At 62.8% G+C, this 23,073-nt stretch carries 17 protein-coding genes; 1 reads left to right on the top strand and 16 read right to left on the bottom strand.

All coding sequences use genetic code 11. The annotated features are described in order from the left end of the window. Positions 1-76: 76 nt before the first annotated feature. The gene (locus ACKI1H_RS02840) at positions 77-1,273 is read right to left on the bottom strand and encodes a class I SAM-dependent rRNA methyltransferase (RefSeq protein WP_081515305.1); all 1,197 of its coding nucleotides are present in this window, start codon (positions 1,271-1,273) and stop codon (positions 77-79) included. A gap of 88 nt (positions 1,274-1,361) precedes the next feature. Then, positions 1,362-1,901: a type 1 glutamine amidotransferase domain-containing protein gene (locus ACKI1H_RS02835; RefSeq protein ID WP_138524296.1), complete on the bottom strand. Its 540-nt coding sequence runs from the start codon at positions 1,899-1,901 to the stop codon at positions 1,362-1,364. A 193-nt stretch (positions 1,902-2,094) separates the two neighbouring features. Here ACKI1H_RS02835 and ACKI1H_RS02830 point away from each other — a divergent pair, with 193 nt between their 5' ends. Further along, complete coding sequence (locus ACKI1H_RS02830) at positions 2,095-2,919, top strand: HDOD domain-containing protein (RefSeq protein WP_138524469.1); 825 nt, start codon at positions 2,095-2,097, stop codon at positions 2,917-2,919. Between the two features lie 119 nt (positions 2,920-3,038). Here the strand turns inward: ACKI1H_RS02830 and ACKI1H_RS02825 are convergent, their stop codons facing one another. From ACKI1H_RS02825 to ACKI1H_RS02760, 14 genes are all read right to left on the bottom strand, one after another. Continuing rightward, positions 3,039-4,937, bottom strand: a complete 1,899-nt coding sequence (locus tag ACKI1H_RS02825; RefSeq protein WP_440467614.1) for a beta-ketoacyl synthase — start codon at positions 4,935-4,937, stop codon at positions 3,039-3,041. A 265-nt stretch (positions 4,938-5,202) separates the two neighbouring features. Then, positions 5,203-6,135, bottom strand: a complete 933-nt coding sequence (gene arcC, locus ACKI1H_RS02820) for a carbamate kinase (protein WP_138524292.1) — start codon at positions 6,133-6,135, stop codon at positions 5,203-5,205. A gap of 69 nt (positions 6,136-6,204) precedes the next feature. Continuing rightward, complete coding sequence (locus ACKI1H_RS02815; RefSeq protein ID WP_045215705.1) at positions 6,205-7,215, bottom strand: ornithine carbamoyltransferase; 1,011 nt, start codon at positions 7,213-7,215, stop codon at positions 6,205-6,207. A 141-nt stretch (positions 7,216-7,356) separates the two neighbouring features. After that, the gene (arcA, locus tag ACKI1H_RS02810; RefSeq protein WP_138524290.1) at positions 7,357-8,613 is read right to left on the bottom strand and encodes an arginine deiminase; all 1,257 of its coding nucleotides are present in this window, start codon (positions 8,611-8,613) and stop codon (positions 7,357-7,359) included. 16 nt (positions 8,614-8,629) lie between these two features. Beyond that, entirely contained in the window at positions 8,630-10,081 is a 1,452-nt protein-coding gene (arcD, locus tag ACKI1H_RS02805; RefSeq protein ID WP_440467613.1) for an arginine-ornithine antiporter, read from the bottom strand. A 586-nt stretch (positions 10,082-10,667) separates the two neighbouring features. Further along, a complete protein-coding gene (locus ACKI1H_RS02800; protein WP_440467612.1) occupies positions 10,668-12,062 on the bottom strand; it encodes a sigma-54-dependent transcriptional regulator in 1,395 nt (464 codons plus the stop codon). Further along, the gene (locus tag ACKI1H_RS02795) at positions 12,059-13,870 is read right to left on the bottom strand and encodes a sensor histidine kinase (protein ID WP_138524269.1); all 1,812 of its coding nucleotides are present in this window, start codon (positions 13,868-13,870) and stop codon (positions 12,059-12,061) included. Before ACKI1H_RS02795 ends, ACKI1H_RS02800 begins: the two co-directional genes overlap by 4 nt. Positions 13,871-13,906: 36 nt before the next feature. Then, positions 13,907-14,509 carry an adenylyl-sulfate kinase gene (gene cysC, locus ACKI1H_RS02790; RefSeq protein ID WP_440467611.1) on the bottom strand — a complete coding sequence of 201 codons (603 nt, stop codon included), beginning with the start codon at positions 14,507-14,509 and terminating at the stop codon, positions 13,907-13,909. 32 nt (positions 14,510-14,541) lie between these two features. Further along, entirely contained in the window at positions 14,542-18,516 is a 3,975-nt protein-coding gene (locus tag ACKI1H_RS02785; RefSeq protein WP_440467610.1) for a rhamnan synthesis F family protein, read from the bottom strand. Positions 18,517-18,581: 65 nt separating this feature from the next. Further along, positions 18,582-19,127, bottom strand: coding sequence for a dTDP-4-dehydrorhamnose 3,5-epimerase (gene rfbC, locus ACKI1H_RS02780; RefSeq protein ID WP_138524263.1), 546 nt, complete (start codon positions 19,125-19,127; stop codon positions 18,582-18,584). Next, positions 19,127-20,008: a glucose-1-phosphate thymidylyltransferase RfbA gene (gene rfbA / locus ACKI1H_RS02775; RefSeq protein WP_138524261.1), complete on the bottom strand. Its 882-nt coding sequence runs from the start codon at positions 20,006-20,008 to the stop codon at positions 19,127-19,129. Before rfbA ends, rfbC begins: the two co-directional genes overlap by 1 nt. Next, positions 20,005-20,910: a dTDP-4-dehydrorhamnose reductase gene (rfbD, locus tag ACKI1H_RS02770; RefSeq protein ID WP_440467609.1), complete on the bottom strand. Its 906-nt coding sequence runs from the start codon at positions 20,908-20,910 to the stop codon at positions 20,005-20,007. Before rfbD ends, rfbA begins: the two co-directional genes overlap by 4 nt. Continuing rightward, positions 20,907-21,965, bottom strand: coding sequence for a dTDP-glucose 4,6-dehydratase (rfbB, locus tag ACKI1H_RS02765; protein ID WP_138524257.1), 1,059 nt, complete (start codon positions 21,963-21,965; stop codon positions 20,907-20,909). The genes rfbD and rfbB overlap by 4 nt, the downstream gene beginning before the upstream one ends. A gap of 4 nt (positions 21,966-21,969) precedes the next feature. Further along, on the bottom strand, positions 21,970-22,941 hold the full coding sequence (locus ACKI1H_RS02760; protein WP_246084887.1) for a glycosyltransferase family 2 protein: 972 nt from the start codon (positions 22,939-22,941) through the stop codon (positions 21,970-21,972). Positions 22,942-23,073: the final 132 nt, after the last annotated feature.

Here is a 23,073-nt window from a genome sequence, read left to right as displayed (position 1 = left end):
GCCTCGGATTCAGAGACGGCGGATAAAGCGTTCCACTTTATGCGCCCTACGTTGCGTAAGGCGCGGCAGGAGCTTTTTAGCCGTTGGGCAGCAGGCGCACGGTCAGGCTCTTGATGTAGCGGGTTTCCGGGATTGCCAGGTGGACCGGGTGGTCCGGGCCCTGGCCGCCGCGCTCGAGCAGCTGGATGTTGCGGTCCAGGTGACGGGCGCTGCCCAGCAGGATGTTCTGCAGGTCGTCCTCGGGCAGGTGCATCGAGCAGGAGGCGCTGACCAGCACGCCGTCCTTGGACAGCAGGCGCATGGCCTGTTCGTTGAGGCGGCGGTAGGCGGCTTCACCGTTCTTCAGGTCCTTCTTGCGCTTGATGAAGGCTGGCGGGTCGGCCACGATCACGTCGAAGCGCTCGTCGGCGGCCTTCAGCTCGCGCAGGGCATCGAACACGTCGCCTTCCACGCAGGCCACTTTCTCGGCCAGGCCGTTGAGGGTGGCGTTGCGCTCCACGCCGTCGAGGGCGAAGCCGGAGGCGTCCACGCACATCACTTCGCTGGCGCCGAAGGCTGCGGCCTGGATACCCCAGCCGCCGATGTAGCTGAACAGGTCGAGCACGCGCTTGCCCTGCACGTAAGGCTGCAGGCGGGCGCGGTTCATGCGGTGGTCGTAGAACCAGCCGGTCTTCTGGCCGGCCAGCACCGGGGCTTCGAACTTCACGCCGTTCTCTTCCAGGGCGACCCATTCCGGGACTTCGCCATAGGCATTCGCGACATAGCGCTCCAGGCCTTCGGCGTCACGGGCGCTGGAATCGTTCTTCCACAGCACGGCGCTGGGCTTGAGCACCTGCAGCAGGGCGGCGAGTACGTCGTCGCGGTGCTTCTCCATGGTCGCCGAGGCGAGCTGGACCACCAGCACATCGCCGAAACGGTCCACCACCAGGCCCGGCAGCAGGTCGGAGTCGCCGTAGACCAGGCGGTAGAAGGGCTTGTCGAACAGACGGTCGCGCAGGCTCAGGGCGACGTTCAGGCGGTGAACCAGCAGGGATTTGTCGAGAACGTGCTTGGTGTCACGGGAAATCAGGCGGGCGCAGATGAGGTTGTTCGGGCTCATCGCGACGATGCCCAGCGGCTTGCCGTTGGCCATTTCGAGGATGGCCTGTTCGCCGGCGCCGAATCCGTTCAGCGGGGTGGCGGCGACGTCCACCTCGTTGCTGTAGACCCACAGGTGGCCGGCGCGCAGGCGGCGCTCGGCGTTGGCTTTCAGACGCAGGCTGGGCAGGGTCATGGGGAAGGGCTCCGGCAAAAAGAGCGGGATTATAGCGCAGCAGCGTGCGCCGCCGGAGCGCGGCGCACGGGCTTTTGATCGGCGGCGCTCAGGCGGCCAGGGTTTCGATCAGTTGCTTGTTGAAGGCGGGAATATCGTCGGGCTTGCGGCTGCTGATGAGCAGCCCGTCCTTGACCACCTGGCGGTCGACCCAATGGCCACCGGCGTTGTTGATGTCGTCCTTGAGCGAGTTCCAGCTGGTCAGGGTCTTGCCCTTGACCAGCCCGGCAGAGACCAGCAGCCAGGCGCCATGGCAGATCACTGCGATGGGTTTGTCCGCCTCGGCGGCCTTGCGCACGATTTCCTGGGCCTTGGGCAGGTTGCGGATCTGGTCGGCGTTGATCACTCCACCGGGCAGCAGCACGGCGTCGAAGTCGTCGACGCGGGCGGTCTCGAAGGTGCCGTCGACCTTGAAGTTGTCCGCCGGCTGGTCGTGGTTCCAGCCGCGTACCTTGTCCTTGCTATCGGAGAGGATTTTCACCTCGGCGCCGGCTTCCTTCAGTGCATCGCGAGGGCCGGTCAGCTCTATCTGCTCGAAGCCGTCGGTGACCAGGATCGCGATGGTCTTGCCTTTGAGTGTCTGGCTCATGGCTTGTCTCCCATTTCTTCCGCTTGGGTGTAAAGGTTCCGACACATCAGCCGATGAAAGTTCAGTCTAAAACGGCAGTTCCAGAACGCTCCGCTCTGGGTAAACTGTGCGCCCCGTCAACTTCTTCAGCCCGCCCTCCATGTCCCCAGAACTCTCCGCCGAACAGATCCGTCAGGCCCTGCAGGGCATCAGCGTGCCGCCGCAGCCGCAGATCATGGTTGATCTGCAGATGGAGCAGTTCATGCCCAACCCGGACCTGAAGGCGATCGCCAAGCTGATCAGCCAGGACCCGGGACTGTCCGGCGCGTTGCTGAAGCTGGTGAACTCGCCATTCTTCGGCCTGGCCAACCGCATCACTTCGATCCAGCGTGCGGTGAACCTGCTGGGCAGCCGGTCGGTGATCAACCTGATCAACGCCCAGTCGATCAAGGGCGAAATGACCGATGCCACCATCGTCACCCTCAACCGCTTCTGGGACACGGCCCAGGACGTGGCCATGAGCTGCCTGACCCTGGCCAAGCGCATCGGCTACGAGTCGGTGGACGAGGCCTATGCGCTGGGGTTGTTCCATAACTGCGGCATCCCGCTGATGCTCAAGCGCTTCCCGCACTACATGTCGGTGCTGGAGGAGGCCTACGCCAGCGCGAGCGATGAGCGTCGCGTGGTGGACACCGAGAATCGCGTGCTGAACACCAACCATGCAGTGGTCGGCTACTTCACCGCGCGTTCCTGGCGCCTGCCGGAGCACGTCTGCGAGGCCATCGCCAACCACCACAATGCGCTGTCGATCTTCAGCGAGGACAACTGTCGCGATACCCAGCTGAAGAACCTGCTGGCGATTCTCAAGATGGCCGAGCACATCTGTGGCTCGTACCGCGTACTGGGCAACCAGGACGAGGACCACGAATGGGAGAGCGTGCGCGCGCTGGTGCTGGATTACGTCGGGCTCAGCGAATATGACTTCGAGAACCTCAAGGCGAGCATTCTCGAATTGGGCGTGGGGCAGGGTACCTACTGACCTGCGGTGCTTGGTCTGATGGGTATCGCTGCGCTCCACGCCATCCTACGGTCACGGAGTCATGTGTCAGGTATGAAAAAGCCGGGCATCTGCCCGGCTTTTTCGTTCAACGTCGGCGATCAATCAAGCATGTCGCTGAAGCGTTGGTCCTTCTTGTAGGCAATGGTCTGGCTGAAGCCGGGGACCTGGATGCCACGGTCGCTGATCTCGATGGCCTGCTCGTCGATCATGTCGTTGCCGAAGTTGTAGATGATGTCGAAGCGGCCCTGGGTCGCGGCCTCGTCGTACTGGCGGGCGGCAGCGCGGATGGTTTCGCGGCGGCCCTGGTAGTCGGCGAAGGCCGCGTCGCCGTGGCGCTTGCGCAACATCTTTTCGGTGATGGCTGGGGACAGCAGCACGCCGGTGGCGTTGTTGCCGCCGAAGCCCTTGGAATTGATGAAGCAGACCTCCAGGTCGTCGCGGCGCACGTCGCTGTTGGACAGGGCGATGTGGTCCTTGAAGACGTCGTCGGCGAACTTGTCCACGGTCTTGATGCCGGGGATGACGCCGTAGTGGAAGGTACCCAGGGCGGAGATCATCTGATCGGCGCTGGCGGTAGCCAGGGAGTGGCCGACGAAGGCTTTCACCGCGGTGACCGGCCAGCCTTCGATGCCAAAGGCGGTGGCGACGCGGTCGAGGATTTCCGATTCGGTGACACGGTTGGCCGGGGTGCTGGAGCCGTGGGCATGGACGAAGCTGTGCTGGCGCACGCTCTTCTCGCCAACGATCTGCGCGGCGGCGGCCACGGCCTTGGCCATGGTCAGGTAGTTGCCCGGGCCGGGAGCGGAGATGGATTTCTTGAAGCCATCGGCGTTGATGAACACGTCCGGCACCGAGCCGTGGATATCGGCGCCCAGCTCCAGGGCCAGGGCGTCGTCCATCAGCACCACGTATTGCGCGGACTCGGCCAGGGAGAAGCCGCAGTTGTCGCCGAACGGGCGGCTGGCGCGGCGGAAGTCGACGTCGTCGCGGCCTTCGATGTGGCGCAGGCCTTCCTCGGTGGCCAGCGCGCCCATGGCGGCGTAGCCCTCGATGATCTCGGAAGTGATCGGCGCTTCGGCGTTGCCGACGATGGCGACGCGGGCCTGCCCGGTGGTGATGACGTCGATGCCCTTCTGCAGGTTATACAGGAAGGTGGCGCAGGCTCCAGTGACGCTGCCAGTCATGCCGACGCTGCCCAGCACGTAGGCGTTGATGAAGTCGGTGGGCATGCTGTTGAAGCCCAGCGGCAGCTGTTTGGCCGACACACGGTGGCCGCGCAGGCGCGATTGCAGCAGGCCGCCGAAGCCGTTCTCGTCCAGCTGGCTCATGATGCTGCTGGAGAACACGGCGATTTCGTCAGGCTGTACGGCGTTGCAGATGGTCTGCCAGTCGAGGCCGGTGGAGCGTACCGCGTCGGTGGCGGCGACCACGGACATCTGCAGGCCACGCGGGTGGAAGCGCGAGTTGTACAGCTCGCTCGGCTCGAAGCCGGTGGGCAGCTGGCCGGCGGACTTCACCGGCAGCGCACGGTAGCTGTCGACCTTGAATTCGCAGCTGTCATGCAGGGTGACGCGGACCTCGCCGCCTTCGAGTTCTTCCACCGACCAGTTGGTTGGCAGAGGTTCGGGCAGTTGCTTGCGCAGGGTGATGAAGGTCACCGGAGCACCGGCTGCGCTGACGGTCAGGCTCTTGTGGCAGTGCGCGGCGTCGACATCGAGGTATTGCAGTTCGATGCGGCGGATCAGGGTGGACTGGCGAATCTGCTGCTCGAAGCGCTGCTCGATGGCGGCCAGATCGAGGCTATTGCCTTCGGCGTCCTGGTACTTGCCGTCGACGACCTTGACCAGTTTCATCATCACCGCGAGGCCGGCGAGGGTTTCCTGGCGGGCAGCGGGCTCCATGGATTCGAGGACAGTACGGCGGAACCCATGGTGGAAGGAACTGCGGCCTGCCGCGTTATATCCACCAAAACCAACGATGACCGGTAGTCGAGACATCTCTCGGAAACTCCTTCAGCAAGTGCATCTTGCGCGCCGGACGGCGGTGGCCCATGGAGGGGCAGCCCGGTGGCACAAAGCCAGGCGTGGCTTCTAGTGATTCGGAATGCTTTAGCTGACGAGGATGATGACCGCCGAGTCACGCTCGCGCCAGGAATTGTCGGAAGAAGGCGACGAGTTTCCAGGCAGATCGCGCCGGGGCCCTGAACGAAAACGGGAGCCTTGAGGGCTCCCGTTTCGATAGTGCCTTTGCTGAGGGCAGGGCTTAGCGGTACTCGATACCAGCTTTCTTGGTGCTGACTCGGGTGCCGGATTCGCCCTTGGTGATGGCCACGATGTTTTCCAGCGAGCCAATCACCGCGTCCTTGCCAGTGTTGCGGGCGAACTCCATGGCGGCCTGGACTTTCGGTCCCATGGAGCCGGCGGCGAAGCCGAGGCGTTCCAGTTCGTCCGGGTGGGCCTGGGCGATAGCCTTCTGGGTCGGTTTGCCCCAGTCGATGTAGGCTGCGTCCACGTCGGTGGCGATGATCAGGATGTCAGCCGACAGTTCCTGGGCCAGCAGCGAGGAGCACAGGTCCTTGTCGATTACCGCTTCGACGCCGGAGAGTTTCTTGCCGGACTCGTCGTACATGGTCGGGATACCGCCACCACCTGCGCAGATGACGATGGTGCCTTTCTCCAGCAACCACTTGACCGGGCGGATCTCGAAGATGCGCTTCGGACGGGGGCTTGCGACCACGCGGCGGAACTTGTCGCCGTCCGGAGCGATGCTCCAGCCCTTCTCCTTGGCGAGGGCTTCGGCCTCTTCCTTGGAGTAGACCGGGCCGATGGGCTTGGTCGGGTTCTGGAAGGCCGGGTCCTTGGAGTCGACCTCGACCTGGGTGAGCAGGGTGGCGAACGGCACTTCGAACGGCAGCAGGTTGCCCATTTCCTGTTCGATCATGTAGCCGATCATGCCTTCGGTCTCGGCGCCGAGAACGTCCAGCGGATAGGGGCTGACCTTCTCGTAGGCCGCGCCCTGCAGGGCCAGCAGGCCAACCTGCGGGCCGTTGCCGTGGGCGATCACCAGTTCGTTGCCCGGGGCAACCTTGGCAATCTGTTCGGCAGCGATCCGTACGTTGGTGCGCTGGTTGTCGGCAGTCATGGGCTCGCCACGACGCAGCAGGGCATTACCGCCCAATGCGACGACGATACGCATATTCATTTCCTCCGAAAGAGTGGGAGCGCCCGGACCGGCGATGTTGTCGCGGTCCGGGGCTGTCCGGCATTACATGTCGGCGAGGGTCGAAACGAGGATTGCCTTGATGGTGTGCATGCGGTTTTCCGCTTGCTCGAAGGCAATGTTGTACGGGGATTCGAAGACGTCTTCGGTCACTTCGATGCCGTTCTTCAGGTTCGGGTACTTGGCGGCGATTTCCTTGCCGACCTTGGTCTCGCTGTTGTGGAAGGCGGGCAGGCAGTGCATGAACTTCACGCGCGGGTTGCCGGCGGCCTTCATCATGTCCATGTTGACCTGGTAGGGCAGCAGTTCATTGATGCGCTCGCCCCAGGCTTCCACCGGCTCACCCATGGAAACCCAGACGTCGGTGTGGATGAAGTCCACGCCCTTGACGGCAACTTTCGGGTCTTCGGTGATGGTGATGCGCGCGCCGCTTTCTTCAGCGAACTTCTTGCAGGCGGCGACGTGTTCGTCGGTCGGCCACAGTTCTTTCGGTGCAGCGATGCGCACGTCCATGCCCAGTTTGGCGCCGATCAGCAGCAGGGAGTTACCCATGTTGTTGCGGGCGTCACCCAGGTAGGCGTAGCTGATGTCGTGCAGCGGCTTGTCGCTGTGCTCACGCATGGTCAGCACGTCGGCCAGCATCTGGGTCGGGTGGTATTCGTCGGTGAGGCCGTTGAACACCGGTACGCCGGCGAACTTCGCCAGTTCTTCGACGATTTCTTGCTTGAAGCCACGGTATTCGATGGCGTCGTACATGCGGCCGAGAACGCGGGCGGTGTCCTTCATCGATTCCTTGTGGCCGATCTGCGAGGAGTTCGGGTCGATGTAGGTGACGTTGGCGCCCTGGTCATAGGCGGCGACTTCGAAGGCGCAGCGGGTGCGGGTCGAGGTCTTTTCGAAGATCAGCGCAATGTTGTTGCCTTTCAGGTGTTGCTGCTCGGTACCGGTGTACTTGGCGCGCTTCAGGTCGCGGGACAGGTCGAGCAGGTAGCGCAACTCGCGAGTGCTGTGGTGCATCAGGCTGAGCAGGTTGCGGTTGTGCATATTGAAAGCCATGTTCGTTCTCCTTGTGGGATGGAAAGCTAGGCCTCGTCAGTACAGCTCGTGGCTGGCGGGGCAGGCGGCCCTGGCTAGGGCCGCCTTTTTCAGATCAATGCGCTCTGTTGGAGGTAGTCGCGTTCTTGGCGTGACCGTAGATCAATAGTCGATCGGGTCGCGAATGATCGGGCAGGTCATGCAGTGACCGCCGCCACGGCCCCGGCCCAGTTCGCCGGCGCTGATGGTGATGACTTCCACACCAGCCTTGCGCAGCAGGGTGTTGGTGTAGGTGTTGCGGTCATAACCAACCACCACGCCCGGTTCCAGGCAGACCACGTTGTTACCGTCGTCCCACTGCTCGCGCTCGGCAGCGAAGCTGTTGCCGCCGGTTTCGACGACGCGCAGTTTCTTCAGGCCCAGGCTCTCGGCGACCACGGTCATGAAGTCCTTCTCTTCGCGCTGGACGTTGATGCCGTAGGGGCTCTTCTCGTCCGGGCGCAGGGTGAAGGCAACGATCTCTTTCACCACTTCCGGGAAGACGGTGACCAGGTCGCGGTCGCAGAAGGTGAAGACGGTGTCCAGGTGCATTGCGGCGCGGGATTTCGGCAGGCCGGCGACGATGACTTTCTCGGCAGCACCCTTGGCGAACAGAGCCTGGGCTACCTGGCCGATGGCCTGGCGGGAGGAGCGCTCACCCATGCCGATCAGGACGACACCGTTGCCGATGGGCATGACGTCACCGCCCTCGAGGGTGGACATGCCGTGGTCCTTGTCCGGATCGCCGTACCAGACTTCGAATTCGGCGTTGGTGAATTCCGGGTGGAACTTGTAGATCGCGGTGGTCAGCAGGGTTTCCTGACGTCGCGCCGGCCAGTACATCGGGTTCAGGGTCACACCGCCGTAGATCCAGCAGGTGGTGTCACGGGTGAACTGGGTGTTGGGCAGCGGCGGCAGCAGGAAGCTGGAGTGGCCCAGGTAATCGCGGTACATCTTCAGCGCCTTGGCGCCTTCGCTTTCCGGGATGTCGTCGGAGGCCACGCCGCCGATGAGGAACTCAGCCAGTTTGCGAGGCTCCAGGCTTTCCAGCCAGCCACGCAGTTCCTGGGTCAGGCCGACGCCGACGCTGTCATTGGTGATCTTGCGATCGAGGATCCACTTGAGGGCCTCGGGGTTCTGGACGGTCTCGGTCAGCAGGTTGTGCATTTCCAGGACGTCGATACCACGCTCGCGCATCTTGGTGACGAAGTCGAAGTGGTCACGCTTCGCCTGGTTCACCCAGATAACGTCGTCGAACAGCAACTCGTCGCAGTTGCTCGGGGTCAGGCGTTGATGGGCGAGTCCGGGCGAGCAGACCATCACTTTGCGTAGTTTGCCAGCTTCAGAATGGACGCCAAGTTTGGTTTTTTCCGTGCTCATGAGATGTCTCCAGGAGTTACAGAGTGAGGAAGCCGTCGTAGAGGCCATAGGCCGCGATCAGTGCACCGATCACGACTACTGCGAAGATGAGCTTCTCGACATTGGTGAAGATGGGTTGACCCACTTCGTGTTTCGCTTTGGCGAAGAGGATGACGCCGGGCGCATACAGCAGCGCCGACAGCAGCAGGTACTTAAGGCCGCCTGCGTAGATCAGCCACACCGCGTAGAGAACCGAGATACCGGCGATGATCAGGTCTTTGGTGCGGTCGGCCGAGTCGGTCTCGTAGGTCTCGCCCTTGACTGCCAGCAGCAGGCCATAGGCTGCGGACCAGAAGTACGGGATGAGGATCATCGAGGTCGCCAGCAGCAGCATCTTGGTGTACGGGTCCATTTCGCCGTCGGCACCGCCGGAGGTGAAGAACACGATGACCAGGAAGACCTGCACGCAGATGTTGGTGAGCCAGAGGGCGTTCGCCGGCACCTGGTTGGCGTTCTCCTTGCGGAGGAACTCCGGCATGGTGTGGTCCTTGGCGGCGGCGAACATGATCTCGGCGCACAGCAGGACCCAGGAGAGCAGGGCACCCAGCAGGGAGATGAGCAGGCCGACGCTGATCAGGACCGCGCCCCAGTGACCGACCACATGCTCCAGCACCAGCGCCATCGACGGGTTCTGCAGCTTGGCCAGTTCCGGCTGGGTCATCACGCCCATGGACAGCACGTTCACCAGTACCAGCAGCAGCAGGACGGTGATGAAGCCGATCACGGTGGCCTTACCGACGTCCGAGCGTTTTTCCGCACGGGAGGAGAAGATGCTCGCACCCTCGATGCCGATGAACACCCACACGGTGACCAGCATCATGTTGCGCACCTGGTTCATCACGCTGCCCAGGTCAGGATTGCTCTTGCCCCAGATGTCAGCGGTGAAGATGTCCAGCTTGAAGGCGAACAGGCAGATGAGGATGAACAGGAACAGCGGGACGATCTTCGCCACCGTGGTGATGGTGTTGATGAACGCCGCTTCCTTGATCCCGCGCAGCACCAGGAAGTGCAGGGCCCACAGCAGGATCGATGCGCCGACTATCGCGTAGACAGTGTCGCCCTTGCCGAAGATCGGGAAGAAGTAGCCCAGGGTGCTGAACAGCAGGAGGAAGTAACCGACGTTGCCGAGCCAGGCGCTGATCCAGTAACCCCAGGCCGAAGAGAAGCCCATGTAGTCACCGAAACCAGCCTTGGCGTAGGCGTACACACCACCGTCGAGTTGGGGTTTGCGGTTGGCCAGTGTCTGGAAGACGAATGCCAGGGTCAGCATGCCGACCGCGGTGATGGCCCAACCGATGAGAATGGCGCCGACGTCTGCGCTGGCCGCCATGTTTTGTGGCAGGGAGAAAATGCCCCCGCCGATCATGGAGCCTACGACCAGCGCTGTCAGCGCGCCGAGTCGTAGTTTTTGGCTGCTTTCTTGCGACATTTAAGAATCTCCCTATAGGAAGTTGGAGAGTGAGGCTATTAGGCGCCTGTCCCCGGGGGTCGCCCCTGATTCAGGTCAATAGCTTGCTATCCAATGTATTGGGCAGTACTTCCTGCTCTGCCCACCCCGCATAAACCATAGGAGAGGTTTTGCATTAGCGCCCGATTTAGAGGGGATTTCGTGAAGATTTGAGCGCGGTTTCATGACCGCGGAATGGCAGTCGATTTTGCAGGCCCGCGGCGGGCGCGCCGTTTCGCTTGTTTCGCAGGTGCGCGCAGGCACAGGAGCGCTATGTAGGAAAGTCCTGAGCGAGGGCGTGAGAGGAGGGAATTGGCCGGGGCAGGATCACTGCACCCGGCGATGCGCCTGTCGAATCGAAGGCGCGAGATGGCAAGAAGCCCGAAGGACACCGCTGGGTTCGTGGCCCGGCGGGCGCAACGTGGCGGGCACGTCGCGAGATGTGATGCACAAGGCAATCGCACCCGTGTCGCAGAGCAAGGTGTGTGCCAGAGCTCAAGACTACGTCAGAGCGCTCTGCGACGCTGTTCGCCCTTGGTCGCAGTCGAAGTCGTCGGCGGATTTTTGCTCAGATGTCGCCGTCGTCGGCGGAAATTCCGCCACTTCCGGAGAACAGCAGCCCATGTTTGCGCAGCTTGTCGTGCAGGGTCTTGCGCGGCACACCCAGCGCTTCGGCAAGGCTGCGCAAGGAGTTGTGTGACCGGCTCATCTCGGCGGCAATCAACGAGCGCTCGAAGGATTCCACCTGCTCGTTCAGCCCCGCGCCGGGCGCAATGGTCATGGTCTGCCCACGGCTGTCGTCCAGGCCCAGGTCCAGGCCCAGCGCATAGCGCTCCGCGGCGTTCTGCAATTCCCGGACATTGCCCGGCCAGCCGTGCGCCAGCAGTTGTGCGCGCTGCGCTGAGTCCAGTGGGCGTGCGGTCAGGCCGTGGCGCTCCGCACCGCGTTCGGCGAAGTGATGGAACAGTAGCAGGATGTCATCGCCCCGTTCGCGCAGCGGAGGTATCCGCAGGCTGGCTACGTTGAGACGGTAGTAAAGGTCGGCGCGAAAGCGCCCTTCGTCCGAGGCCAGGCGCAGGTCTTCCTTGGTCGCCGCGATGATGCGGATGTCCAGGGGAATGAGCTGGTTGGAGCCCAGTCGTTCGACGGTGCGCTCCTGCAACAGGCGCAGCAGTTTGACCTGCACGTCCAGGCTCATGCTCTCGATTTCGTCGAGGAACAGGGTACCGCCGTTGGCGAACTCGAATTTGCCGATGCGGCGCTTCTGCGCCCCGGTGAAGGCGCCCTGCTCATGGCCGAAGAGCTCACTCTCCACTACTGATTCGGCCAGTGCGCCAGCGTTGATGGCGACGAAGGGGCCGTTGCGGCGGCTCGACAGGTCATGCAGGGCGCGGGCGACCACTTCCTTGCCCGAGCCGGTTTCACCCAGGACCAGCACGTCCGCCTGGATCGCCGCGAGCGAGGCGACCTGCTGCTGCAGGCGCTGCATTGGCGGGGACTGGCCGACCAGGCGGCCACGGACTTCCTTCTGCTCGGTCAGGGCCAGGCGCAGGCTGCGGTTCTCCAGCACCAGTCGGCGCACATCTAGCGCGCGGCGCACGCTGTCCAACAGCGCATCGCTGGGGAAGGGCTTTTCGAGGAAGTCGTAGGCGCCCGAGCGCATGGCCTTTACCGCTAGTGGCACATCACCATGACCGGTAACCAGGATCACCGGTAGCTCGGAATCCTGCGCGTGCAACTGATCCAGCAACTGCAAGCCATCGATACCTGGCATGCGGATGTCGCTGACAATCACCCCCGGCCAGTCACGTGCCTGCTGTGGATCGATCTGCCGCGCATCGCCCAGGGCGACCACCTTGAAACCGGCGAGGTCGAGGGTTTGGCAGAGTGCCTGGCGCAAGTGCGGGTCGTCATCGATCAGCAGCACCTGGGTGGTGGAGTCGAACGGCTCGGCCGAACTCATGCGCGGGTTTCCTCTTGCGGCGTCAGGGTCACGCCGGGGATACCCGGCAACAGGTGCAATTGTACGAGAGCGCCACCCTCAGGGTGATTGCCCAATTCAAGGCGTCCGCCCAGCGTGCGCAGCAGGGTGTCGCAGATGGCCAGGCCCAGGCCCAGGCCTTTGGCACTGGTCTTGGTGGTGAAGAAGGGCTCGCGGGCATGGGCCAGCGCCTCTTCGGAGAAACCAGGGCCATTGTCACGCAGGGACAGGATGATGTGCTCAGGCGTCTGCTCGGTGGTTAGCCAGATGCGCCTTGGCAGGCCTTTCTCGGTCAGGGCGTCGAGGGCGTTTGAAATCAGGTTGGAGAGGATCTGTCGCAAGCGGGTCTCGCCGGCCTGGACCCAGATGGCCGCATCCGGCAGGTCGCGCAGCAACTCCACGTTCATCGCCTGGCGCCGTTGGGCGACCAGTGCCAGGGCGTCGTTGAGCGCCGGTTGCAGTGCCACGTTCTCCGGTGCCCGGCGGGCGCCACGGGCGTAGGCCTTGAGGTGGCCGATGATCGAGGCCATCCGCCCGGTCAGTTCCCCGATCTGTTCAAGGTTGCCGCGGGCGTCGCTGTAGCGCTCGTGATCGAGCAGTACACGGGCGTTGTCGGCGTAGCTGCGGATAGCAGCCAGCGGCTGGTTGAGTTCGTGACTGATGCTGGCGGACATGGTACCCAGGGCGGTGAGCTTGCCGGCCTGCACCACTTCATCTTGCGCGTGCATCAGCTCGCGCTGCGCCTGCTCGCGGTTGCTGACCTCTTCCTGCAACCGTGTGTTGGCACCTTCCAGCTCCTGGGTGCGCTCCTGCACACGTAGCTCCAGTTCGTGCTTGGCCTGGGCTTCCAGGGCGATGCGTTCGAGGTAGTGGCGGCGGCTGATGGTCAGCAACGACAGCAGCAGAAGTAGTGCGACCAGGGTGGCCGAGCCGATCAGAACGACGCTGCGCACCGGGGAGTCGACCTGAGCGCGCGGTGTGTAGATGCTCACTGTCCAGCCCGTCTCCGGCAGATGGCGGCTCTGGCTGATCCAGCGACGCTGGTCGATCTTCAGCGGTGCCGGCTGCAACACCGGGTAGGGAATGTTTTCGGCGATCTCGCGCTGCTTGGCAGGCGAAAGCTCCTTGGCGGTATGGAAGCGCCAGGCGTTGCTGGAGGAAAGGATGACCACGCCGTTGGAGTCCATCACCAGTAGCTGCTCCGGTGTGTTGCCCCAGAGCTGCTCCATGTGTTCGAGGTCGACCTTCACCACCAGCACGCCGAGCAGCTTACCGCCGTCCCGGACGTCGCTGGCGAAGTAATAGCCGCGTCGCTTGGAAGTGGTGCCCAGGCCGAAGAAGCGCCCCTGGCGCCCCTGGAGCGCTTCCTTGTAGTAGGGGCGGAACGAGAAATTGCGTCCAACGAAGCTGTCGGGCTGGTCCCAGTTCGAGGCAGCGTGGGTCATGCCATCTGCCTGGATCAGGTAGATGACATCTGCGCCGGTGCGCCCGCGAATGCGCTGCAACTCCAGGTTGGCGGCGTTCTGCGCGGCCAGGCTATCAGGCGTCTGCAGCGCGGCACGCAAGGTCGGCAGCTCGCCGAGGATCGGTGGCAGGTCCTCGTAGCGGCGCAGGGTGCCCAGCAGGTTGGCGACGTAGAGGTCGAGGGTCTGCTGGTTCTGCTCGGCCAGTTGCTCGCTGTAGTAGCGCTGGGCGACGTAGTGCAGCGGCCAGAGCAGTGGAGCGAGTAGTAGCGCGAGCAGGGCCAGTGATTGCCAGCGGGTCAGGTGAGGGTTCAAGGCGGCGTACATCGCATGCGGTGGTTTGCGCCACCGATGCTACACCGATCAGCGCTCGATGGGCTGCAACTGCAGCAGTTTCATCAGGCGCGCTACGCTCTCCTCGAGGCTGAGTCGGTCGGTATCGATCCGCTCGAAGGGCTTCAGCGGCTCCTCGTAGGGTGAGCCGATGCCGGTGAAGTCCGGCAGTTTGCCGGCCCGCGCTTTCTTGTAGAGCCCCTTGGGATCGCGCTCTTCGCACACACTAAGATCGGTGCTTAGATGAATCTCGCGGAAGCGCTCTTCGCCGATGATTTTCCGCGCCTGCTCGCGATCCTCGCGGAAAGGCGAGATGAAGGACGTGATGACGATCAGGCCGGCATCGTTCATCAGGTTCGCCACTTCGGCGACCCGGCGGATGTTCTCGGTGCGGTCTTCATGACTGAAGCCAAGATCCTTGCACAGGCCGTGGCGGACGTTGTCGCCATCGAGCACCACGGCGGAATAGCCCAGTTCATGCAGAGCATATTCCAGGGCGAAGGCGAGGGTTGACTTGCCGGAGCCACTCAGGCCGGTCAGCCACAGCGTCGCCGGCTTTTGCCGCATGCGGGTGGCTCTTTCGTCGATGCTCAGGCGGCCAGTGTGCCAGCGGATATTCTCGTTCGTGCTCATCTTGCGGGTGCGTCCCTATCTTGCTAGCTCGCTCAACTGACCAGCCCGCGGCCACAGTAGTGGTCGTCCAGCACCAGGCGCTTGAGCAGCTTACGCTCTTCTTCATCGGGGTTGACGCTGAAGGTCGACCAGATGTCTTTGGCCAGGTCACGTGGAGGCAGGAAGTCTGCGTGCAGGGTGGCGCGGATATCCAGCACGTCCTGCAGGTAGGCCAGGGCCCCAGCCTGAATCTGCTGGCGGATTTCCCGGGCGGCCAGTTCTTCATCACCCAGCGCCTGGTAGTGCGCCACCGGAGAACTGTCGGCGTCGAGTCGATAATGGTTGACTTGGGCATCATCGGCACTGAGAAGTTGCTCGAGCATGAAGTTCTGATCGAACAATGTGCAGTTGCCTCGGGTGGCGCGGGATACTCGATCGGAGAAGCACCCGTCGGCGAAGACCCCGGCATCGCCGGCGAAGGCGTCGACCAGCTCGTCGGTGACCATGTAGTAGCCGTTGATCGGTTTCTCCAGCCAGGCGTTGAGGTGGCGCTGGATGGTGCCGGAGTAGCCGACATCGACCACCGCCACGGCGCCTTCTGCGGTCAGCTGCGAGTCTTCCAGGTAGCGCAGCAGTGCCGGGCTCTCGGCTGCGGCCTGGGCCAGTATCCGGGGCAGGAGATGACGCAGCACCGGCTCGATGTGGCTGACGTCGTTGTTGCCGATATCGAGCAACTGCCCGGACTTCCAGAGGCCTCGGGCGTCCAGATCCTGCAGATCGGCCTTGTCGAGGACCACGCCGAAACGCGCTTCGAGAAGGTTTTCCAAGGTGCCGGAGAAATAGTTCGGCCGGGCGAGCGTCAGCACCTCTTCGAAATCACTCAGGCGCGGTACGCTGACGGCCCGGCGCGACAGCACCAGGTAGCGCGATGACGCGGTGCCGGGCTCGCGCTCGTCCCAGAGATCGAAGGCTGTCTTGAGCAGCTTGCCCTCGCGGGAGAGGAAGTACAGACGTTCGATTCCATCGCGCTGGGCGCGTTCGCGCAGCCAGGTCACGAAGTGGGTGAGCAGCGGGCCGACTACGTTGTACCCCAGTAACTCGGCCGAGCCCTGTGAAAAGGCCGCCGGCCGGAAGGTGCCGAAGGCGATTTTGGCGAAATTACGGCGCAGCAACAGACCCAGGGCGAGTTCGGCGCTGAGGTCATTGCGGCTGCGGACGTTATCTACCAGGCGATTCCAGTGCGGCAGTCCGCGGGCCAGGTCGATCGGTTTGAGCACGTGCAACAGGTCCAGGCCCATGTCTCCGGGGATCTGTACGTCCGAGCGCTCGTTGTCGCCGACCATGAGCATCTGTTCCGGCAGCAGTTGTTCCTCGCGCAGGGCCAATTCGTAAAGCTGCCCGGTGTCCTTGCGGACGCCGATCTCGCCGGAGACGTACAGCTTGTCCCACTGCAGAACGCCGGATTTCTGCAGCATGGCGGTGATCACCGACTGCGGCAGGAACATGTCGCTTAGCAACACCACGCGCTTGCCCAGGCGTTTGGCGTAGCGCAGCAGGGCAATGCTCTCCGGGCGTGGTGTGACGCAGGCGAACTCGGTTTCCTCTTCGCGCTGGCGCAGCGCCAGGAGCGTACCCTTCTCTATACCGGCCAGGCGGCCCAGTTCGTCGAAGATTTCTGCGGTGGTGATGTCTCGGCCGGCTTTTTCACGGGCGCGGGCCTCAGCTGCAGCGCGGTAGCGCAGGTACTTCTCGGCGGTCCCCTTGTCGACTCGCTGGGCTGTCAGCCGTTTGATCGATTCCGGATCGAGCAGCGGGCGAAGCAGCAGGGTGTCGAAAATGTCGAAGGCGACTGTCTTGATGGTCGGGTTGGATATCTGTCGTTGCAGGTCCTGCTCGCTTCGCGCCAGGTAGTTGTCGAAGCGCCAGGCCGACCAGGAGTTGGTGCGCTGGCAGCGCAGGATGGCAGGGGGCAGCCCCTGGCTCTGGCTGGTCAGCACCAGCAGGCGTTCCAGACAGTGGGCAAAGGTGCCATCGGTCTGGCCGGCTTCTTCGGCGAAGTCTTCCAGGGTGATACCTGCGTTGAACAGGGGCGCCAGGGCCTGGCGGGAGGCCCAGAACATGCTGCCGGCGGGAAAGTGGAAATAGCTTTCCGGAATCTCGGTAATACCCAGGCGCTGGCACCACTGATGTCCCATGGCGCGGTTGGCCAGCCAGGTATTGGCCACGTAGTGCAGGCGCTCGAAGTTCTGCGGATAGACAATGCCGGCCTTGCCGGACGACAACAGTTCGAAGATGGAGCGAATCTGTCGCTCGCTCCCCGCCATGCTTTGGCAGAGGTACTCGCGCCAGCCGTCGGTGGCGCCGTTGTTGAACAGCGACTTCTTGCTATGCAGGTGCAACAGGTAGTCGTATTGCTTCAGTGCCTCACCGAACTGGCAGAACATCGGTGCGATATCCCGGCCACGGTTGGGAACGATCTCGACCTGCAGGGAACCCTGATGGGGCAGGTTGACGAACATGGCCTGGCAGGCTCGCAGTCCGACTTCATCCTTGACCGAGACATACAGGTCGTAGGGGAAGGGCATGTGGCTCAGATAGCCACGGAATTCTTCGGTCAGGTCGCTGTAGTACATGTGCAGGTGAATGGCGACACGGCCATCCAGATTTTCGCAAGGTTCGATCTGGTAAATGTCGGTCAGTTCGGTTGGCCAGTGCGCCTGGGAGGGTGCCTGCTGGTCAAGCTGGCGTTTCCAGCGCTCATAGTGGCCCAGGCCGTTGAAGGCGAAACCGAAGCGACGATAGGCCGCCATGAGCAGACGCTCACGTTGCGCGGCAGGGATGCGCCAGTAGATCGAGCGCCCAACCTGGTGAAGGTAGTTGCGCAGGCTGACCAGCGCTTCGCCGCGGCGGCCGCGGGCGATCCGCGAGGCAAAGCGCAGGGGCTTGGTCAGAGTCCAGGAGGCGGAGCGCTGGATCTCCTCCAGCGATGCGCGGGAACTGGCCAGCAGCGATGTGCTGTGTTCCAGATTGGCTGTCAGGCGCGCAATGTCGTTCAGTCTCTGCTGCGCGTCCTCCAGCTCCAGGCTTTGCTTGGCGATCACGAATTGCAGGCTATCGAGCGTGGCGCGAGCTTCCTGTAGGGCCGCGGTGTGCAAGCTGTCCTGCTGGTGCAGTGCCTCCAGCGTGGGGTGCAGGGTTCGGCAGTGCTGGCTCAGGTGCTCGATACGCAGCAGCGTTTCGGAGCTGCCAAGGGCCAGTTCGTCGTCGGCCAGGCGGAGCAGCAGGTCGAAACACTCGATGACTTCGCGCGGGGCCCGTTCAGCCAGCTCATCGCTGTCGCGGGAGAAGCGACTGTGTTGCAGGTCGGCACTGAGGAATTTCTCGATGTACTCGTCGAGTTCTGCGTCGGTGGGAGCGGGCAGCTGCAACTGCTCGCCAAGTCGACGGATCTGCTCGGCCGGTGCGCCCATCAGGCGGTCATAACTCAGAACGACTGCTTGCCGGCCTCGGCTATGGAGCAGCCCCTGCAGCATGTAGTCGAGCCAGAGATAGAGGCTCTTGGCTTCGGTAAAGCCGTCTCGCTTGTGAAGCGAGTTCGCCACGCTCAAAGGATGACGCAGACTCAGTATGAATGCCGGCTCGATGTTGGCCAGTTCGAAGATGCGCAACCAGAAGGGCAGCAACAGCGAGATGCGCGGATCTTTCAAGCCAAACACCGGGGCGTCGCCGAAGAATTCGCGGAGGTAGTCCAGCGCCCGCTGCTGGAGATGGGAACCCTCGAAGCTCGCCAGTCGCTCCGAAGCCAGTGGCTTGAGCGAGTGCCAGGTATGACCGAGCTCTTTCAGGATATCGGTGTTGATGTCGACGATCTCCTGATCTTCCCAGAAGCCGCGCTCGTTGTTGCCCTGCGCGGCAGGCATCAGGTTGTCACCCAGCTCCACACCCAGTGTCGTGAGCCCTCTGGCAATTGCACTGGTACCGCTACGGTGCATGCCAAGTACGACTATGGCCCGTTGACGCTCTTGCACGCTGAATCTCCGTCTTTCTTGTCGTTATGGTCTTACTTGGCCGCCACTCCGTGGCGGCTTGAGTATCACGAGAAGAGCTCGGCTTCTAGCAGGCTGACACCCAGGCGGTCCTTGCCGGAGAGCTCTGGGGCCGACTCGATCGGCCATTCGATGGCCAGCTCGGGATCGTCCCAGGCGATGCAGCGCTCATGCTCGGGCGCCCAGAAATCGGTGGTCTTGTAGAGGAACTCGGCGCTCTCGCTGGTGACCACGAAACCGTGGGCGAAACCCTCGGGGATCCACATCTGCAGCTTGTTCTCGGCGCTCAGCACTTGGCCTACCCAGCGGCCGAAGGTGGGGGAGCTGCGGCGCAAGTCGACAGCGACGTCGAACACCTCGCCGTGGACCACTCGCACGAGTTTTCCCTGGGCCTGACGAATCTGGTAATGCAGGCCGCGCAGGACATGGCGGGCTGAGCGGGAGTGGTTGTCCTGGACGAACTCGACACGACGGTCGAGGGCCCGCTCGAATTTCTGCTGATTGAAGCTTTCGAAGAAAAATCCTCGGCTGTCGCCAAACACTTGTGGCTCCAGTACGAGAACGTCGGGAATCGCCAGTGGAGTAACTTTCATCAGTAGACCGTTTGCGTCAGAAGGCGTTGGAGGTAAAGACCATATCCACTCTTGGCGAGCGGAGCTGCCAGGCGTTGCAACTCCTCGGCGCTGATCCAGCCCTGTCGGAAGGCAATTTCCTCGGGGCAGGCGACCTTGAGCCCCTGGCGGTTTTCCAGAGTCGCGATGAACTGGCTGGCCTCCAGAAGCGATTCGTGGGTGCCGGTGTCGAGCCAGGCGTAGCCGCGGCCCATGATTTCCACCGACAGTTCGCCCTGCTCCAGGTAAGCCCGGTTGACGTCGGTGATCTCCAGCTCGCCGCGGGCTGAAGGGCGGATGCTCTTGGCAATCTCGACAACGCGTCGGTCGTAGAAATACAGACCCGTCACGGCGTAGTTGGATTTGGGAGAGACCGGCTTTTCTTCCAGGCTGATCGCCTTGCCGCGGCTGTCGAACTCCACGACTCCGTAACGTTCCGGATCGTGCACATGGTAAGCGAACACGCTGGCGCCGCTTTCGCGGTCCATGGCGCTGACCAGCAACTCCTGGAAGTCATGGCCGTGGTAGATGTTGTCGCCGAGCACCAGGGCGCTGAGGTTGTCGCCGATGAAGTCCTCGCCGATCAGGAAGGCTTGCGCCAGACCATCGGGCGATTCCTGCACCGCGTACTGCAGTTCCACTCCCCAGCGCTGCCCGTCTCCCAGAAGCTGCTGGAAGCGCGGTGTGTCCTGCGGGGTGGAGATGATCAGGATCTCGCGGATACCTGCCAGCATCAGGGTGCTCAGCGGGTAATAGATCATCGGCTTGTCGTAGACCGGCAGCAGTTGTTTGGAGACCGACAGGGTGGCCGGGTGCAGCCGGGTGCCGGACCCGCCGGCGAGAATGATGCCTTTGCGCTTCATGCGGTTCTTTCTCCAACCAACTCGACCAGCATGCGACGAACGTGGAACTGCCAGTCCGGGAGGGTGAGGCTGAAGGTCGAGCAGAGGCGGGTCGTGTCGAGCCTGGAGTTTGCGGGCCGGGGCGCGGGAAGCGGATATTCGTTCGTCATGATCGGCAGCACGTGCTCTGCGTCGGTACGCAGGGCCAGTCCCAGACGACGCGCTTCGGCGATGACGAAGCGGGCGTAGCCATGCCAGCTGACCTCGCCGCTGGCCGCCAGGTGATAGAGGCCGGAAAGGCTGGCAGGTTGTGGATGGTTGCGTAGATGAGCCAGCGCCTGAGCCGTGACGTCGGCAATAAGCTCGGCACTGGTGGGGGCGCCAATCTGGTCAGCGACAATACGAAGTTCTTCGCGGTCCGCCGCCAGTCGCAGCATCGTCTTTGCGAAGTTTGCACCCCTGGCGGCATAGACCCAGCTGGTGCGGAGGATCAGATGACGGCAGCCGCTCTCGCTGATGGCGTGTTCGCCGGCCAGTTTGGTGCGGCCATACGCATTGAGTGGGGCAGTCGGGTCCTGTTCGCCAAATGGCCGGTTTCCCTGCCCATCGAACACGTAGTCGGTCGAGTAGTGCACCAGCCAGGCGTCGAGCTCGCGGGCCAGGCTGGCCAGCAGGCCAACGGCCTCTGCATTGATTCGGTGTGCGCGCTCGGGCTCGCTTTCCGCCTTGTCCACCGCGGTATAGGCGGCAGCATTGACGATAATGGTCGGACGCTCGCTCTCGATGAGCCGGCGCACGCCATCGAGGTCTTCCAGGTTTGCGCGTTGACGGTCGCACACCGTCAGTCGGCCAAGCGGAGCCAGCGCGCGCTGCAGCTCCCAGCCGACCTGGCCGTTGCTGCCGAGAATCAGGATGTCGTTCATGCGTACTGCTGGCTGAGCCACTCCCGGTAGGCGCCGCTGGCGACATTCTCGACCCACGCCTGGTTGTCCAGGTACCAGCGAACGGTCTTGGCGATACCGGTTTCGAACGTCTCTGCCGGTCGCCAGCCCAGCTCGCGCTCCAGGCGGGTGGCATCGATGGCGTAGCGTCGGTCGTGGCCGGGGCGATCCTTCACGAAGCTGATCTGCTCGCGGTAGCTGAGGCCATCTGCGCGGGGCGCCTCTCTGTCGAGCGTGTCGCAGATGTAGTGCACGACTTCCAGGTTGGCCTTCTCGTTCCAGCCGCCAACATTGTAGGTTTCACCCACCTGGCCGGCTTCCAGTACACGGCGAATGGCACTGCAGTGATCCTTGACGTACAGCCAGTCGCGGATCTGCTGTCCGTCACCATAGATCGGCAAGGCTTCACCCGCGAGGGCGTTGCGGATCACCAGGGGAATGAGCTTCTCGGGGAAGTGATACGGCCCGTAGTTGTTCGAGCAATTGGTGGTCAGTACCGGAAGGCCGTAGGTGTGGTGGTAGGCACGCACCAGATGGTCGGAAGCGGCCTTGGAGGCGGAGTACGGGCTGTTGGGTTGGTACGGATGCTCCTCGGTGAAGGCCGGAGCCTGCACCTCGAGTGTGCCGTAGACCTCGTCGGTGGAGACATGGAGGAAGCGGAAGTCAGCTTTGCTCTGTTCGTCCAGGGCGCCCCAATATGCGCGCACCGCCTCGAGCAGGTGGAAGGTGCCCACAACGTTGGTCTGAATGAAGTCTTCCGGGCCGAGAATTGAGCGGTCCACGTGGGATTCGGCGGCGAAGTTCAGCACCGCGCGAGGCCGGTGTTGTTCCAGCAGGGAGGAAACCAGTCGGGTATCGCCGATATCGCCCTTTACGAAGTGGTGTCTTGCGTCGCTGTCGAGGCTTGCAAGGTTTTCCCGGTTGCCGGCGTAGGTCAGCTTGTCCAGGCTGACGACGGTTTCGTCGTGGTCAGCCAGCCAGTCGAGGACGAAGTTCGAGCCGATGAAGCCAGCGCTGCCTGTTACGAGGATCGTCATTGAGTCACAGCCTCTGAATAAGCGATGCGGCAACCAGTCCGAGGTTGCCGGGAAGCGTTTGCCGGTAAACGCCTGACTGGCTGATCAGCGACAGCTTGCGATGCAGCGGTGCGCGGCGTGCACTGCCGAACAACTCGAGGATCCGCTGGTTTTCCTGGGTCAGGTACTGCTGAAAGTGGGAAACGGCCTCCAGGTTCACGTCGTTCCACTGTCGGAACGTCCCTTTGAGCATGCGCCGGAGGCGATCGAGTCGGTCCCTGACGCTCGAGTTAGAGCCTATCAGGTTGTTGCCGTGCTGACGGTAGTTGATGGCCGGGTATTCGTCGTACTTCACGCGCCCTCCACACCCCGTAACGATTATGTAAGTCCACCAATCGTGCGAGATGATCGGAACATGGGAGGGTGTCAGGCTCAGCAGGTGCGCGGTGGCGGCGTTGAACAGCATAGTGTTGCCGCCGGCGATGCTCTGTACCAGGGCATTGGCGAAACAGGGGGCACGGCGGAACAGGGGCGAGTAGCCGATGGTTTGGCCGGCTGCATCCACCAGGCGTGTGCGGGAGCAATACAGTGCCGGCAATATCGATGGATGTGTAGCCGCCCAGGTCAGGCCTCGTTCAAGCTTTTCGGGCTCCCAGAGGTCGTCCTGGTCGCAGAAGGCGAAATAGTCCGCCTGGTCCTTCACCCGCTTGACCGACGTGAGGAAGTTGGCGGCGAATCCCTTGCGCGGTCCCGAGTGTACGACCAGTCGCTCCTTGCCGAGACGACGTTGGTACTCGTGGAGTATGTCGAGCGTGTTGTCGCTGGAGCCATCATCCGAAGCATGGATGACCCAGTTCTGGCAGGTCTGGGCAATCAGGGATTCGAGCTGCTCGCGTAGATAGGGCGCCCCGTTGTAGGTCGACAGCAGAATCGCAACTCTGATCGGGCGATTGTGCTCTGCATCAGGCAAGGCAAAAGCTGAATGCTGTCTTTCCAAAGCGGCAACCCCTGCATTTCTTATTTATTTATCGCTTATATGCCGCAGGATAAGTGTCTGGGTTGCGGGCGGGCAACCCTGCTTGTTGATGACTGGTCAGTCAGTTTCTCGGGCCGTGGCCTCGCGGTTCCA

Origin of the sequence: Pseudomonas sp. YH-1, from assembly GCF_051990045.1 — a bacterium.
GTDB lineage: Bacteria > Pseudomonadota > Gammaproteobacteria > Pseudomonadales > Pseudomonadaceae > Pseudomonas > Pseudomonas nicosulfuronedens.
This window is presented reverse-complemented; position numbering and strand designations above follow the sequence as displayed.